At 44.9% G+C, this 17,092-nt stretch carries 11 protein-coding genes; 8 read left to right on the top strand and 3 right to left on the bottom strand.

Translation table 11 applies throughout. The features are described 5' to 3' along the window. Positions 1 to 266: 266 nt before the first annotated feature. On the top strand, positions 267 to 4,526 hold the full coding sequence (locus L5M51_RS16735; protein ID WP_263173812.1) for an EAL domain-containing protein: 4,260 nt from the start codon (positions 267 to 269) through the stop codon (positions 4,524 to 4,526). A gap of 109 nt (positions 4,527 to 4,635) precedes the next feature. Further along, entirely contained in the window at positions 4,636 to 5,028 is a 393-nt protein-coding gene (locus L5M51_RS16730) for a hypothetical protein (RefSeq protein ID WP_263146195.1), read from the top strand. A gap of 412 nt (positions 5,029 to 5,440) precedes the next feature. Here the strand turns inward: L5M51_RS16730 and L5M51_RS16725 are convergent, their stop codons facing one another. From L5M51_RS16725 to fadI, 3 genes are all read right to left on the bottom strand, one after another. Beyond that, positions 5,441 to 5,641 (bottom strand): hypothetical protein, encoded by a 201-nt coding sequence (locus L5M51_RS16725; protein ID WP_263139116.1) that lies wholly within the window; start codon positions 5,639 to 5,641, stop codon positions 5,441 to 5,443. A gap of 379 nt (positions 5,642 to 6,020) precedes the next feature. Next, entirely contained in the window at positions 6,021 to 8,141 is a 2,121-nt protein-coding gene (gene fadJ / locus L5M51_RS16720; protein WP_263173811.1) for a fatty acid oxidation complex subunit alpha FadJ, read from the bottom strand. A gap of 5 nt (positions 8,142 to 8,146) precedes the next feature. After that, positions 8,147 to 9,457: an acetyl-CoA C-acyltransferase FadI gene (gene fadI, locus L5M51_RS16715; protein WP_014610833.1), complete on the bottom strand. Its 1,311-nt coding sequence runs from the start codon at positions 9,455 to 9,457 to the stop codon at positions 8,147 to 8,149. Positions 9,458 to 9,719: 262 nt separating this feature from the next. Here fadI and L5M51_RS16710 point away from each other — a divergent pair, with 262 nt between their 5' ends. Genes L5M51_RS16710 through L5M51_RS16685 form a run of 6 tightly spaced genes read left to right on the top strand, consistent with a single transcriptional unit; the run spans position 9,720 to position 17,053 of the window. Further along, positions 9,720 to 10,676 carry an AAA family ATPase gene (locus tag L5M51_RS16710; RefSeq protein ID WP_028761051.1) on the top strand — a complete coding sequence of 319 codons (957 nt, stop codon included), beginning with the start codon at positions 9,720 to 9,722 and terminating at the stop codon, positions 10,674 to 10,676. Positions 10,677 to 10,700: 24 nt separating this feature from the next. Next, positions 10,701 to 11,654 carry a DUF58 domain-containing protein gene (locus tag L5M51_RS16705; RefSeq protein ID WP_198572767.1) on the top strand — a complete coding sequence of 318 codons (954 nt, stop codon included), beginning with the start codon at positions 10,701 to 10,703 and terminating at the stop codon, positions 11,652 to 11,654. Positions 11,655 to 11,656: 2 nt separating this feature from the next. Further along, the gene (locus tag L5M51_RS16700; RefSeq protein ID WP_263173810.1) at positions 11,657 to 12,301 is read left to right on the top strand and encodes a DUF4381 domain-containing protein; all 645 of its coding nucleotides are present in this window, start codon (positions 11,657 to 11,659) and stop codon (positions 12,299 to 12,301) included. Further along, positions 12,295 to 13,314: a vWA domain-containing protein gene (locus L5M51_RS16695; RefSeq protein ID WP_198572765.1), complete on the top strand. Its 1,020-nt coding sequence runs from the start codon at positions 12,295 to 12,297 to the stop codon at positions 13,312 to 13,314. Before L5M51_RS16700 ends, L5M51_RS16695 begins: the two co-directional genes overlap by 7 nt. Continuing rightward, positions 13,314 to 15,338 (top strand): VWA domain-containing protein, encoded by a 2,025-nt coding sequence (locus L5M51_RS16690; RefSeq protein ID WP_263173809.1) that lies wholly within the window; start codon positions 13,314 to 13,316, stop codon positions 15,336 to 15,338. Before L5M51_RS16695 ends, L5M51_RS16690 begins: the two co-directional genes overlap by 1 nt. Further along, a complete protein-coding gene (locus tag L5M51_RS16685) occupies positions 15,332 to 17,053 on the top strand; it encodes a BatD family protein (RefSeq protein ID WP_263173807.1) in 1,722 nt (573 codons plus the stop codon). The genes L5M51_RS16690 and L5M51_RS16685 overlap by 7 nt, the downstream gene beginning before the upstream one ends. Positions 17,054 to 17,092: the final 39 nt, after the last annotated feature.

Genomic DNA, 17,092 nt, shown 5'->3' with positions numbered 1-17,092 from the left:
CACACATTTGTGAGCAAAGTTAGGTAAACAAACAGAACCGCTACAAATCAGTCCAACTATAGTCGTATCTTTCAGTGTTGGACGTAATCCTGATGTAAAACATGGCTAGCCCATGTTCTACCACTTCATCACTGAACAATTTTACTGCATCTACATGCTGTTAAAAGGATTTTCTGCAGACTCCACTTTGACAAACCGCTCACTTTCTGGAAAAGTGATGTAACACAATTGTTTCATGGCATCCTCGGATAATAAGAACAAACACTATGCCTAAAGCACTCTTTAAAATCGTCTTGCTCGCTTTTTTTAGCTTGCATGCATTCGAAGACGTAAACGCATCTCCCTTTTCTGATAAATCTCCAATTATTCTCCAATCACAATCTTTTGGTGTCCCAGAAGGACTTTCCCAAAGCACTGTTACGTCTATCGTTCAAGACAATGATGGTTATATATGGATAGGAACATTTAATGGATTAAATCGATTTGATGGGAAAAACTTTAAGCATTTTTATGCTAATGATACCAGAACAGGCCTTCCCAGCTCTTTTATTAAAAGTTTACTTATTGATGATAAAGGCATTTTATATGTTGGAACAGATAGTGGCTTAGTCGTATATGATAAACTTCAAGAATCCTTTTCTCATTATGGCCTGTCGGTAAAAAACTCTCCAGTTTGGAGCCTCAACTCAAGTGATAAGAGTTTAATTGTTGGAACTAACAAAGCAATTATAGATATAAATAGCAAAGAAAAAACATACGAACTTTCAAATAAAGGCCTAAGTGAAATCAAAAAAACGATAAAAGTAGGCGACGATTATTACATAAGAGATTATGCAGGTACGTTATTTAAGCTCACCCAGAATGAATTAAAAGAGATAGCTAAAAAAACAATTGATTTCGAGCAAGAAGATCACTCAACACTACTCATATCATTAAGTGATGGACTATATAAGTATAAGGACAATAAAATAGTAAAAATTGATCCGCGAGTATTTTCTCAACTCACGAAACACAAAAACACTATTTATGGTATCACTAATAAAAATATAGTTAATATTTCTAAAAATAGCATTGTAGGACTTCTAGCCACAGATAGCACAGATAAAACATCTTCATTTTTTGCAACCGAAGATATGTTTATACTAGGAAGTATTGATCAAGGCATCACTATTGTAAAAAAAGTAAATAATTTAGTGCAGAAAACCAACTTAACCACCGATAGCACATGGCATCTTACAAAAAACACTAAAGGCTTTCTGGTTTCATCTGACTCTGAAAAAATAAATCTTTTTGATGAAAATTTAAACCTAATCAAAAGTTTCAGCACTCATACTCAAGGATACAAATACGCAGTTCTAAGTGATGATGGACTTTATTTTGGTACTAATGCAGGGTTATTTTTACAGAAAGATGATTCATCCAGGTTGATTAGCAAAAATATAATATCATCACTCTCTATTAATGAAAATAGTTTAACAATTGCTGCTGGCACACCTGATGGGAAAGTTTTAATCATCAAAAATGGTGAAATTACTAACAGCATTGATACAAAAAAGAATGAACCAATTTTTGACGTAGAGTTAACATCTGACAACCTAATATATATAGCCGGACAAGATGGACTGAAAAAATATGAAAATGGGTTATTAGAAAACTTAAACAATGAAATAACTTACAGCATCGAAAAAAGTGATAATGGTATTTACTTCGGAACATCAACATCACTGATGCTTTATAATGATACCAGTAAAAAAATTTCGAGAATACTTTCTAACAATAAAGAGATCTACGCCATTGTAGATAATGATGGTTTTATAACAGCCTCATCACTAAGTGAAGTCATTATTTTTGAAAAAAACAGTAAAGTATCTTATACCTTAAAAACATCAAATGGGAGTCAATATGAGTACAATGCTCCAAATGGTATTAATATAAACGGTAACACTCTACTTGCGGGGATCAATGGAATTAGTCTAGTATCACCTAAAGATGTTGTAAGCTATGTAAAGAAAAGCAAGGTAAATAAAACAGAAATATCAGATTTCTTAGTATTTAATATAGTTCAAAATCAAGAAAGTAACTATCTAATACAATCAATCGCAGCATCTAATAAAATATCATTGAAATACTCTGACTATCCATTTTCGTTCAACTTTATATCTCCCATGTCAGACGACTCATCAACTAACTACTACTATAGGATGTTTGGCCTTTCTGATATATGGATACCTGCAAATGGAACAAACTCAGCAACATATACAAACTTATCTCCAGGAAATTATACCTTTCAAGTTTATGCGGTTAACTCACTTTCCGGTGAAAAAGCAGCAACAAAAGAGCTTGCTGTCATTATAACACCTCCTTGGTGGTCATCATTTCAAGCAAAATCTATTTATGCTGCAATTGTATTATGTATCTCATATCTAGTAATAAAAACGGTGCTACGTCGTAGAGAAACACAAAGACAGATTGTACTCAGCGAAGAAAGATTAAAACTTTCCCTTTGGGGAAGCGGTGATGAAATGTGGGACTGGGATATAGAAACTGGCAACATTTTTCGCTCCAATATTTGGGGAGCACTTGAATTTCCCCGTGATGGACATCGTTCAGGTAAATCGGATGAAGAGAGTAATATACATCCTATGGATCAAGAACGTGTTCGTGAAGCACTCAATAAGCATTTTTATGGTGAAACAGATCATTTTGAAGCCGCATATAGGGTAAAAGGCAAAGACGACAATTGGGTATGGATCTTAGACCGTGCCAAAATTGTAGAGCGGGATGACAAAGATAATGCCCTGCGAATGACTGGAACGATTAAAAATATTAGTCAGTTTAAACAAAAGGAAGAACAACTAAAACTCTTTGAAAAAGCAATTGAAAACATTTCGGAAGGTATGTTTATCCTCGACAACGAATACCGTTTTGTCGAAGTCAACGAAGCTTGCTGTAAAATTTCATTACGTAACCGAAATGACTTTATTGGCAACTTACTCACATTTGATTTATATCCAGAAACCTTCTCCACCCAAATCAGAACCATGTTAAAACAGCAAGGTCGCTGGGCAAATGAAGTCGAAGCCGCCAGAGGAGATAACAGTCACTTCCATATGGAGCTCACTATCGATGCTATCTATGATGAGTTAGGCGAATTATCACACTATGTTGGTGTTTTTTCTGATATATCAAGACGTAAGCAGCAAGAAGAAGAGCTTAGAAAATTAACTAATAACGATCTCTTAACTGGACTGCCAAATCGCTCCAACTTACAAGTGACCTTAAGTAACCTAGTGAATCGAGAAATAGCTCATGCGCTTATGGTACTTGATCTTGATAATTTTAAACGTATTAATGACTCCTTAGGCCATCAAATTGGGGATGCATTATTAAAGCTCGTTGCTACCCGCATTAAGTCCTTACTTCCTAAAAATACCAGTATTTATCGTCTAGGCGGAGATGAATTCGCCATTGTATTAGACAAGGGTTCAGATATAAGCGCCAGCGCTGCGATTGCTAACCGTATTATTGAGGGATTAAAACCTGCATTTGACGTTAGCAATGAACAGCTAGTCCTAGGATTAAGTATTGGTATAGTGCTGTTCCCAGAAGATGAACAAAGCGAGCAAGCATTACTGAGAAAGGCTGACATTGCTATGTACCATGCTAAGTCTGCGGGAGGTAATTGCTACCAGTTTTATTCTGAGTCCTTGAACCAACATGCAATTAGGCAATTAGAAGTAGAAAATCTTATCCGTGAAGGCTTAAAAGATGATCTATTTGAAGTTTATTATCAACCTAAGGTTGATCTTAAAAGCGGTAAAATTGCAGGTATGGAGGCTTTAGTCAGATTAAATCATCCAGTACATGGCTTGATACCCCCAAATGATTTTATTCCGCTTGCTGAAGAAAACGGCTTAATTGTTGAAATTGGTGAAATAGTCTTACGCAAAGCCTGTTTCGCAGCACAGAAATGGCGTGAACAAGGCATATTCAGCGGCAGAGTCGCCGTCAATTTATCGTCACGTCAATTTGCACTGCCCGATATTCAACAGCGAATAGAGTCAATATTAAGACTCACTAAACTACCTGCATGTCATCTTGAATTAGAAATAACTGAAGGTACCGTCATTAAACAGCCGGAAACGGCTATTATTGTCATGCAGCAACTGGCTAAAATGGGCGTTAGTTTAGCACTCGATGATTTCGGCACTGGATACTCGTCCCTTTCATACTTAAAACGTTTCCCGATTCATACTTTAAAAATTGATAAAGCTTTTGTTGACGATATTGATAAGTCTGATCGCGATCTCAAAATGGTCGATTCTATTATCACTATCGCCCATAACATGGGGCTTTCTGTTGTAGGAGAAGGGGTAGAACAAGCTGCACAATTGAACATTTTACGGGCACTCAACTGTGAAGAAATTCAAGGCTATATTTTTAGTAAGGCCATAAAGGAGACCGAATTTACCTTACTACTCCAAGAAGACATGATAAAGCTAAACACAAAAAGCAACATTACATAATCAATTTACTCTCAACTTGATTGCGACTTACAACATTGGCACAACAAGTGCAATAGCACTATCAGTGTCAATAATAAATCAATATCAACTACCCTGAGAGAGAATTAGAATGATGAAAGGAATCCTTGCCGCCGTTACTTTATTATCTTCAATTAGTTTTGCAGTAAATACTTATGCACTTGAAGATAGCACTAAATTAGAACCAGCAGCTAAGTCAATTACTTCAGAAGAACCTGCAGTTAAACTTGCTCCAGTAGAAGTAACTGGGCATCCATATGTGAAGTTTAAACCTTTTGAAATCGCTGGGCATCCTTATGTGAAGTTCAAACCTTTTGAAATCGCTGGGCATCCTTACGTGAAGTTCAAACCTTTTGAAATCGCTGGGCATCCTTACGTGAAGTTCAAACCTTTTGAAATCGCTGGGCATCCTTACGTGAAGTTCAAACCTCTCGAAGTCGCAGGACATCCTTACGTTAAATTTATTAACTCTGAAGTTGCATAACATTAATCAGGTTAAGGAGAGTGACTATGTTAAATTCAATCAAAAAAGCACTCGGTTTATCCAAGCCAGCGCGTAAAAAAGTTAAGTTGCCTGAAGGCTTGAATCACCTTGAAGTGATTTCAGCAAAAGGTTGGTGGAACTAATTTAAGTTCTGTAGCCATGAGTCTAACTCATGTACAGTGATAGTTAATTAAGTTAGCGCAGCTTAGAAACAATAAAGGGAGCATTGACTCCCTTTAGTTTTAAGTGAATATAAAAGTACTAACTAATAGTCATGTAGTCATGTGTCATGTAGTCATGTAGYCATGTAGYCATGTAGYCATGTAGYCATGTAGYCATGTAGYCATGTAGYCATGTAGYCATGTAGYCATGTAGYCATGTAGCCATGTAAATTACATAACAGATTGATAAATTAGCTATTTAATATCTCTTCCTCACTACAACGGATTTTCCTCAAAGCTAAATGGCGGTGTGTCGTAAAGAGCGGATAAGCCAGAGGCCCGAGGACAAAACCCAGCAGCACCCAATGCTTAACAGTAAGACCTGCGGTAAATGCAGCTAAGCCGAAGTACCAAGCCGAGATTAATGCGATAAAGATAACCAGCAAAACCACAAACCACCTCTTTAAAAACAACTAAATAAATCATAAAGGTAGAGAAATTAATTCCTCATCAAAATGCGAATGCTACTCGCGTAGTCTTGGTGATTGATGCACATGTTAAATACGTCATTTTAACGGCAGGATAAAAAGTTTTCCGCACTATGCATAAACGAGCAACACTCATTCATCGCTACGCTCTCAGTACAGAACAGGTAACACCGAACTCTCGATAAAGGGCTCGGATTATACAAGATCCACATCCCCAATGTGAACATTTTTTAGGCAAAAGCATGCCTTGTGGCAATAAAAAAAGCGGCAACAAACTGCCGCTTTTTTGTTCAATTTTGATTAACTAAGACCTAGATTAACTATGACTTAGATTCACTGAAACTTAGAAAAAGTGCGCGTTTTCTTGAGCCATGGTTTTTAAGCGCTCACAAGGTTCGAATCTGTTACCGAATTGACTTTGATAACCTTCAAGAATCTTCACTAAGTTCGCGGCGCCTAAAGTGTCAATATAATGGAATGGGCCACCGAGGAATGGTGGGAAGCCAATACCAAAAATGGCGCCAATATCACCGTCTCTTGGCGATGCAATAATACCATCATCTAAACAACGCACCGCTTCATTGAGCATTTGTACGACACAACGCTCGGCAACCGCTTTTGCGTCTTTATTGGTGCCAGGCTTAATGCCTAACACGCCATAAACACTCTCATCGACAGCTTTAGCTTTCTTGTTCGATGCGCCGTATTGATAGAAACCTTTGCCATTTTTACGGCCTTTACGATCGTCACCTAAAAGCTTGTCGAATGCGGCTGGCGCTTTAAAACGTTCACCCAATTCTTTCTCAAGGATCGGTGAAATTTTTGCGCCCACGTCGATACCCACTTCGTCGAGTAAAGTAATCGGTCCCACAGGGAAGCCAAATTTCACTAAGGCTTTATCCAAATGCTCAACACTTTGGCCTTCGAGTAGTAATTGCGCGGCCTCGTTCATGTAGAGCGCAAGAATACGGTTCACGTAGAAACCCGCGCCATCCTGTACCACTATCGGTGTTTTACCTTGCTTACGGGCAAATGCGACAGTAGTCGCAATGGTTTCTGGCGACGTTTTAGCGTGGGCAATCACTTCCACCAGCGGCATTTTCTCTACTGGCGAGAAATAATGCAGACCAATCACATTTTCAGGACGCGTCGCCGCCTCGGCGATTTGGCTAATCGGCAAAGATGAGGTGTTTGACGCAAAAATCGTGTGCTCACCACACTCACGCTCAATGTCTTTCACCATTTGATGCTTAAGCGCTAAGTCTTCAAATACCGCTTCCACAACGATGTCGGCATCTTTAACGCCTTTATACTCAGTGGTTGTGGTCATCAGCGCCATTAAGTTGTCACGGGCAGCAGGCGTCATATGGCGGCGCTTTACCCCTTTATCCAACAACTTATAAGCGTAGGCTAATGCATTGCTTAAACCTTTTTCGCTGATGTCTTTGACGCGAACGGGGATTTTAGCCTTAGTAGTCGTCACAGAGGCAATGCCTCCGCCCATTAAACCGCCACCTAAGATCACCGCTTTCTTCACTTTGCGCGGTGTAGCACCCTCAGCGCCGGTTTCTTTCTTCATTTCAGTGGTGGCGAAGAAAATACTGCGCAGCGCTTCAGATTCTTTTGATACCACTAATTCAGCAAAGTGACTCGCTTCGACTTCTAGCCCTTTTTGCATCCCCTTCGCAATCCCTTGACGCACGCAGTCAATAATCTTGGCTGGTGCTGGATAATTACCTTGGGTTTTCTTTTCGACTTGTTTAGTCGCTTGATCAAAAATAATGTTACGGCCAAAGCTCGTGCCTTCAAGCACTTGATTAACGAGTGACTTTTTAACAGGTTTCGGTGCACGTTTACCTGCAAGCGCCATCTCAACTGCGGTTTGCAGCAAAATGGTCTGCGGTACAACATCATTCACTAAGCCCATTTTCAAGGCTTGTTTAGGACGGATTTGTTTACCGGTCAACATCATGTCTAAGGCGGTGGTAATACCGACTAAACGAGGCAAACGTTGAGTCCCACCGCCTCCAGGTAATAAGCCAAGTTGAACTTCCGGTACGCCGAGCATGGTTTTACCATCGTCGCTACATACCCTTTGATGGCAGGCTAAGGCTAACTCTAAACCACCACCTAAACAGGCGCCATGGATTGCCGCCACTACAGGAATTTTTAAGGCTTCTAACTCATTAAAAACCACATGCCCTTGCTGGGATAAGGCTTTGGCATCGCTCGCCGTTTTACAGGCATCGAGCATGGAAATATCCGCGCCCGCAACGAAAGAATCTTTTTTGCCAGAGATCAGCACGAGTCCACGAATATGAGGATCGCTTTTAATCTCAGCCAGGATCTCACTGATTTCAGGGCCAAACTGTGCTTTTAGGGTGTTCATGGTTTCGCCAGGAACATCCATAGTCAAAATGGCAATGCCGTCGTCGCGGCGGGTTAAATTAAAGGTCTTTTCCATGCCGATTACTCCACTTCCACTATCATAGCCACACCCAAACCACCGGCCGCACAAGCCGTCGTTAAGCCAGTTCCACCACCACGGCGCTTAAGCTCACGACACACTTGGGTGATTAAACGGGTTCCCGTTGCCGCAAAAGGATGACCATAAGCGAGCGAGCCACCGAGCACGTTAAACTTGCTCATGTCGATTTCGCCAATCGCGCGGTTGCGGCCGAGTTTTTCTTCGGCAAATTTTTTCGAAGCAAACATCTGCATGTTCGCTAATGTCTGTGCAGCAAAGGCTTCGTGCATTTCAATCAGGGTAAGATCTTCTAATTCCATTCCAGCACGTTTTAACGCCAGTGGCGTCGCGTAGGATGGCCCCATCAGCATATCTTGCCACACATCAATGGCACTAAAGGCGTAACTCTTAATGTAACCAATCGGTTGATAACCTAAGGCTTTGGCTCGACCTTCACTCATCAGGATAATCGCTGAGGCACCGTCCGTCAGTGGTGTACTATTGGCCGCCGTCACAGTACCGTGTTGTTTGTCGAATGCAGGGCGCAACTTAGCATATGACTCCAATACTGAGTTTTCGCGGATATTGTTATCGCGATCGATAAACTGCTTATACGGCGGTATATGCGCGACCATAACTTCGTCACGCAAATGGCCCGAAGCCCAAGTTTCGCTCGCTAAGGTATGTGAGCGGTGCGCTAAGGCATCTTGATCGGCACGGCTAATATTGTAGGTTTTTGCCATCTGCTCGGCGGTTTGTCCCATAGACAAGCCCGTTGAGTACTCTGCCACCGCAGGCGGCACAGGTAATAAATCCTTTAAACCTAAACGGCGGAAAATTTGTAACTTTTGCCCAAAGCTACGGGCTTTATTCAGATCGACTAACGCATGGGCTAATTTTTTCGATACACCGATAGGCAATACAGAGGAAGAGTCGGCGCCGCCCGCAATACCGATTTCGATATTACCCGTCATGATAGATTCAGCCACGTTTACGGCAGATTGAAAGCTAGTTGCACAGGCGCGAGTGACACTATAGGCATCGGTCGACACATTCATGCCAGTACCGAGTACGATTTCACGGGCAATGTTAGGTGCAGCCGGCATTTGCACGACTTGTCCATAGACTAATTGCTCAATCAGCTTAGGATCGAGTTCTGAGCGCGCCAATAATTCATTGACCACCATTTTGCCCATATCGAGCGCCGATACGCCGTGGAATGCCGTGGCTTGCTTTGCAAAGGGCGTTCTTAAACCCGCTACAATGGCGATACGTTCACCCTTGGCGTTCGTAACCTGTTGTCTATCACTCATTTGTCACCCTCTTTATGTGCGCAATCGCTGAGAGATTTCAGGCGGCGCTATCGATTTCCGTGTTTGACCCATTGTTTTACGGCGAAAAACGCCCAATAACAGGTCTGACCATTAAAGTGTGATCTGATTCTAACTTCTTGTCAGCAAGTTTTAAACACCTGTTTGTTTTTTTAACACTAGCCAAACCCTAAGGGAATTCTTTACCATAGCTGTTGTCTATAGCCCACACACGTATTTTCAACATAATAAAACGAGTAGCATCATGCCTTTGAGTCGCTTCCACGCATTACGCACTTACCTAAATAAGGTTGTTTTAGGGCAGCCAGTATTGACCGAAAATCTGCTCATTGCCTTAATTGCCAATGGCCACTTATTAGTTGAAGGACCTCCGGGACTGGCAAAGACCCGTGCAGTGAAAGCCTTATGTGACGGGGTTGAGGGCGATTTTCACCGCATTCAATTTACCCCAGATCTACTGCCCGCCGACTTAACCGGTACAGATATATATCGCTCGCAAACTGGCACCTTCGAATTTGAAGCCGGACCGATTTTCCACAATTTAATCTTGGCGGACGAAATTAACCGTGCCCCAGCCAAAGTTCAGTCAGCCTTATTAGAAGCCATGGCCGAAGGTCAAGTTACAGTTGGCAAGCACAGCTATAAACTTCCACCGCTGTTTTTAGTAATGGCCACCCAAAACCCATTAGAGAACGAAGGCACTTATCCGCTGCCCGAAGCACAGCTTGACCGTTTTCTGATGCACTTAAACCTTGATTACCCGAGCGGCGAGACTGAAATCGAAATTCTGCGTCAATCCCGCAAAGAAGCGCTTACCCACGAATTGCCAACCACTGAGCCGATTGCACAAGCAGATGTGTTTGCCGCCCGTGACGAAGCCATGGAAATCTATCTTGCCGAGCCGCTCGAAAAGTACATAGTCGAAATCGTGATGGCGACCCGTGAGCCTTTACGTTACAGCGAAGACTTAGCTAAGTGGCTTGAGTACGGCGTCAGCCCGCGCGCAACTATTTCATTAGAACGCTGTGCCCGCGCCCGCGCTTGGCTGCACGAGCGGGACTTTGTTTCACCGGAAGACATTCAAGCTGTTGCGCCAAATGTATTACGCCATAGACTCCTACTCAGCTACCAAGCACAGGCCGAAGGTGTCAGCCGCGATCACGTGATCAACCACATCTTAAGTCAAGTTGCAGTACCTTAACGGTGAAGATAAAGGTGAAATAAGATGAGTGACACAGCGCGACTCTCAGCCTCAGTCGATGGCTTGCCGCTTTTTGCCGATGGCTTGCATTTAACCGAGCAAGAGCTGCTGGCGTGCCAAAATATCGCCCGTGCTATGCCAGAGCGTTATAGCCGTGCCCGCGCTAACTTAGCGGGCCATCGCAGCAGCTTAATCAAAGGCCGCGGTATGGAGTTTGCCGAGGTGCGCCACTATCAACAGGGCGACGATGTGCGCACCATTGATTGGCGCGTTACCGCTCGTACAGGCACAACTCACACTAAGTTATTTGTCGAAGAACGTGAGCGCCCTATTTTATTGTTAATCGACTTGAGCCAAAGCCTCTATTTTGGTTCGAGTTTATTGCTGCAATCGGTGCAAGCAGGACACCTTGCGACCACCTTAGGTTGGAATGCGATTAACCATGGCGATCGGCTCGGCGCCTTGATCGCATGCGAGTCTGAGCATTTAGAGCTCAAACCCCGCAGCCGTCGTCAGGGCATATTGCAATTGATCTCAGGCCTGCGCCGTGTGCACGAAAATCAGCTCAATCATGTTGGCACTGGCCAGCGCGATCCTGACCATATCCTGCGTGCCTGTCAGCGATTACAACGTATCGCCAAACCCGGCTCCTTAGTTTGGATAGTGACAGATGGCAGCCATTTTAGTCCCCAATGTATCGCGCCTCTCACCGAGCTTAAGCGTCATTGCGATGTGGGTGCCTATCTTATTACCGATCCTCTGCGTCAAGGCACACTGCCGTTACCGCACAACTTTAATTTGCCGGTACGGGATGGGGATGAGGACTTAGTGCTTACCCGCCACAGTTATCAGGCTTGGCTCGACATTCAGTTGCGTCAGCAAAACGATTTTATCGCCATGATGCAGCAACTGCGCGTTCGCACCCAGCTCATAGATGCGGGTGCTCCCCTAGCCCATCAATTGGAATTATTGCGTTAACTATGGATCCAGCAACAGTGAATTCAGAAATAGCAAATCCACAGGCAACAGTATCTATGCCTTCTACGGCGCCAAATCCAGCACTTGCTCAACTGCAGGATATTATTCATCCCGAACCGATCGGCGCTTGGCCTTGGGCAATCGGTTATTGGCTGGTTTTAGCACTTGTGATTGCCCTCATCACACTCTTAGTTATCTGGCTAAGAAAACGCGCCCGTGACTTCGCACCGAAAAAAGCCGCTAAACAGTTACTCAATCAGCTCGATAGACAAGCGACTTCCTATGCCTCTGACGTCAACACCCTATTAAAGCGCACCGCCATGAGTTACCTCAGCAGAGAAGCAATAGCCTCCTTAAATGGCGAAGCTTGGGCGGCTTGGTTAGACAGCTATTTACCCGCGCCTAAACGCCAACGTATCGGCCACTTGTTGGCCAAACGTCACCAGCCAACGCCGTTGACCTTAGCTGAAGCCAATGAGTTACATGAACTCGCAAAAGCTTGGTTGGCATCGAAAGTAAAACTGAGTGCGCCTGAGCCGAATCTTGTTCAAGCTAAGGGCTACATTCAAGCTAGTGGCGACGCTCAAGCTAAAAGCCAAGCGCCAACCCAGCAAACTGACACTGAAAAAGCGGAGGCACAATGTTAACAATTGCATGGCCTTGGCTATTGATATTATTGCCTTTACCTTTGATTTTTTGGCGCCAACACACATTACAAGTGGATGGTGGCCGGCTGCAATTACCCGGAATAAGCCAAACAGGTAAACAAAGCTTAGCGGCCAACACACGCCAGAGTCGCAAACGCTACTGGCTGATGTGGTGCCTGTTAGTGCTCGCTATTGCTCGTCCTCAATGGCTTGGTGAACCTATCGAACTGCCAAGCCAAGGCCGCGATTTGATGATGGCGGTGGATTTATCCGGCAGTATGCAGATTGAAGACATGGTGGTGAATGGCAAAACCGTCGACCGTTTTACCTTGATCCAACACGTGGTCAGTGACTTTATCGAGCGCCGCAAAGGTGATCGTATCGGTTTAATTCTCTTCGCCGATCACGCCTATTTACAGGCGCCGCTGACCCAAGACAGACGTTCAGTGGCGCAATTTTTAAAAGAAGCACAAATTGGCTTAGTCGGTAAGCAAACCGCCATAGGTGAAGCTATCGCTCTAGCGGTAAAACGCTTCGATAAAATGGACGAGAGTAATAGAGTGTTGATTTTATTGACCGACGGCTCTAACAACGCTGGCAATATCGAACCTGAACAAGCAGCGCAAATTGCCGCTAATCGTAAAGTTACTATTTATACTGTTGGTGTGGGCGCAGATGTAATGGAGCGCCGCACACTCTTTGGCCGCGAGCGGGTTAATCCTTCGATGGATCTGGATGAAAACCAACTTAAGCATATCGCCGACGTCACCCACGGCCGTTATTTTCGCGCCCGTAACAGCCAAGAGCTAGACCAGATTTACCAAGAAATCGATAAACTCGAACCTGTGAGTCGCGACCAGTTAAGCTATCGTCCGCAGGCAGATCTGTTCTACTGGCCGCTGGCACTGGCATTACTGACGAGTCTGTGGATTGCCTTAGGTCAATTACCACTCTTTGCAGCGCGCCGCGTTAAACCCTCTGTCGCAACCACTTCACAGGGGAACATCAAATAATGAGCCTACATTTTATTCGTCCCGAATGGCTACTCGCCCTAGTGCCGCTAGCCTTAGCCTTGTTGAGTTTATGGCGGCAACACGAGAGCCACAGCGCTTGGAATCGTTATATTGCGCCGCACTTAGCCAAGATATTGGTCACCCAAGGCAATAAGAAATCCCGCCGTCCGTTGCATTTATTAGCCTTAACTTGGTTGATTGCGACCTTGGCACTCGCCGGACCTGCCGTTAATAAACAATCCTTACCTGTGTTTGCCGCCGAGCAAGGCCGCGTACTGGTGATGGACATGTCCGTATCTATGTTCGCCACCGATCTTGCGCCGAATCGGTTAACCCAAGCCAAATTTAGGGCAACGGATCTCCTGCGTAATCTTAAAGAAGGTGAAACAGGTTTAGTCGCCTTTGCCGGCGATGCCTTTACTATCAGCCCATTAACCCGTGATACCGGCACATTACTCAATTTACTGCCGACCTTAAGTCCTGAGATCATGCCCGTTCGTGGCTCAAACTTAGCGGCAGGCTTGACCCAAGCCAAAACGCTACTGGCTCAAGGTGGGCATATTCGCGGTGATATTATCCTGATGACAGATGGCATAACTGCTGCCCAGTTTGATGAGGCTAACTCGGCATTAAGTGGCACCCAATATCGCCTCGCTGTCGTCGCTTTTGGCACCAGCCAAGGCGCGCCAATCCGTCTACCCGATGGACAATTACAACGCGACAGCAGCAACGAAGTCGTTGTGGCCAGCACTGATTTCGCTCTGCTACAAAAACTGGCCGTGAATAACAAAGGCGTTCTGATCCAGAATCGCACCGACGGTAATGATCTCGCCCAATTACAGCAATGGTTAAGCGATGCTGGCGATGCGAAAGCCACAGATCTTGATGGTGAAACTTGGCAGGATCTCGGTCCTTACCTCGCCTTATTATTACTGCTACCCGCCCTTTTCAGCTTTAGACAAGGAATCGTGGCCAGTGTTGGATTTGTCACTCTTGCTGGCAGCTTACTGCTCGCGGCTGTGCCTCAGCCAGCCCATGCCAGTGTGTGGGACAATGTGTGGAAAACAACAGATCAACAAGCGATGCAGGCCTATCAATCCCAAGATTACGCAAACGCCGCTAAGCAGTTTGAGTCGCCCCAATGGCGTGGCAGCGCCCAATACAAAGCCGGTGATTTTGCGCAAGCACTAAAAACCTTCGAGCAAGATAGCTCAGCCCAAGGCCTCTACAATCAAGGCAATGCGTTGATGCAACTCGGTAAACCCGATAAGGCCAAGGAGCGCTATCAAGCCGCGCTTGAGAAACAAGCTGATTTCCCTGCGGCGAAGGCCAACCTTGAACTTGCTGAAAAGTTATTGCAGGAACAGCAACAACAGCAAGGTAAAAACGAGCAACAGGATAAGAACCAAGATCAACAAGGCGATCAGCAGTCCGGTGATCCCAAATCAGGTGTTCAACAGTCTGGCGACCAACAATCCGGTGACCAAAAATCGCAGGATAAACAGCAATCTGACCAAGATAGCGCTCAGAAAGATAAGCAAGATCAAGCGGGACAAAAGTCTCAGGATCAACAGGACGATGCCGACGCGGATCAAAGCCCTGAACAGCAAAAAACGGATGAGCAACAGTCTGAGCAAGATAAGCAAAATGGCAATGCTCAGGACAAGCAGAATGAAGCTCAGCAGGAAAATGAGCCGGTAGACAATTCACCTGTAGAAAATGAAGCTAAGATGCAAGCGCAGGCTAAAGCCGATGCTGAAGAGCAAAAGTCAGCAGAACAGGAAAAGCAAAGCGTTGCCGCCAAAGAAGCTCCAGAGCAAAATACGCGAGATAAACAAGAGGCTGCTATGAGTGAATCGGTAGAGGCACCGCCAACCAATAGCGAGCCACTGCCCGCAGAAATGCAGCGAGCACTGAGGGGCGTGAGTGAAGACCCGCAAGTGTTACTGCGCAACAAGATGCAGTTGGAATATCAAAAACGCCGTCAAAATGGCCAAATATCAAAGGATAACGAACAGTGGTGACGAGACAATTTTTTATCCTGCTACTCCTTGCCATCGGAGTCGCTCATCCCGCCTTTGCACTTAGCAAAATTGAGGCCTCGGTCGATCGCAACCCTGTGATGGAGGGCGAATACTTTGTGCTCAACATCAGTGTCGATGACGAAGTCGATACCGGAAAGCTAGACACGTCCGCCCTACTGAAAGATTTTATTGTCGGCCGTACTAGCGTGAGCCGCAGCACGCAAATCATGAACTTCGATGCGGTCAAAGAAACCCGCTGGCAAGTACTGCTCGCGCCAAAACAACAAGGCCAGTTAACCATTCCAGCCTTTAGTATTGACGGCGTCAGCTCATCGCCTATTCCTCTCAAAGTGGTCGAAACCGGTAGCCAGCCCGCGCAAATGAACAATCTGTTCATTGACGCCAAAGTCTCAACCGACGAAGCCTATGTTGGGCAGCTCATTACCTACAAGGTGAAACTCTATCTGGCGGTAGAATTACAAAGGGGCGTATTGAGTGCACCTGTAATCGAAGGCGCACAGATCAAACAAATCGGTGAAGATAGGGATGGTTCAGAGATAGTCGATGGCCGACGTTACCGCGTGATTGAACGCACCTATGGCATCATTCCCGATTTGCCCGGCCAAGTGAATATCAAAGGTGCAACCTTTGCTGGCGATGTGCTGGTAGAATCCCAACGCCGCGGCGGCATGTTTGGCTTTAATGAAAGCCGCCCAATGCAAGCAGGCGCGCCCTCACTGACAGTTCAAGTGAATCCCGCACCAACAAGCTTCCAAGGCCAATGGCTGGTTGCCGATTTAGTAGCGCTAAAAGAAAACTTCCCTGAGGATATTAAAAAGTTTACCGTCGGTAGCCCTATCACCCGCACTATTACGCTGTTGGCTTCCAATGCCGATGAAAATAGTCTGCCTGATATAGTGCAAACTCTGCCCGATGAGCTTAAGTCATACCCAGAAAAACCCCAGCGGCAGACCTTTGTGCGCGATGCACAAATTGTTTCGCAGTACAGTATTACTTCGGCAATCGTTCCCAGCAAAGCGGGCACCTTTACCTTGCCCGAAATCAAAGTGCCTTGGTGGAATCCGCGCCTTAAACGTCAAGAAACTGCAACGCTGCCCGCACGTACCATAATCGTTGAAGGTGGTGCTGTCAGTGATACGCCAGCTCAACCAACATGGGAAACCAACTCCGCGGCCGATAAGGGCTGGTCTTGGCTAACCACGGTTTTTGCTGCGCTATGGCTAGTCACTCTAGTCGCTTGGATTATCACCTTAGTCGCTTGGCGCCGCGCCTTAAAAAATCAAACGGCCGCCCCAATTGCAGTAAACTCTTCAATCAGTTCAGCACAATCAGTGACTGCCTCCGGCTTGAAAGGATTAGAGCAAGCCTGCGCCAGTGGCGATGTAAGCCGAATTATGTTGCAATTGCAGCGATATTTCAGTGAGTTACAGCAAACGCCTATGACATTAGATAAGATTGCTGAGCAGTCACCACAACTGGCAGCAGCGATACAGCAACTGCAAATCAAAGCCTACAGTGCGAAGGCCGATAAGAGCCACCATACTGACAGTGCTAATACGAGCAGTGCGAATTCTAACAATACAAATAGCCACTTAAGCGCCGAATGTACCGCCTTACTTAACGCGGTTAAGGCCTGTGAGCATAAACATTCAAACCCAAAATCAGCGCCATTAAGCCCACTGAATCCTAAATAAATGATGGGGTTAATGACAAAGAAGCGAGTGCTACCATGC

It is taken from the genome of Shewanella sp. SM73 (assembly GCF_025653795.1).
GTDB classification, from domain to species: domain Bacteria; phylum Pseudomonadota; class Gammaproteobacteria; order Enterobacterales; family Shewanellaceae; genus Shewanella; species Shewanella oncorhynchi.
This window is presented reverse-complemented; position numbering and strand designations above follow the sequence as displayed.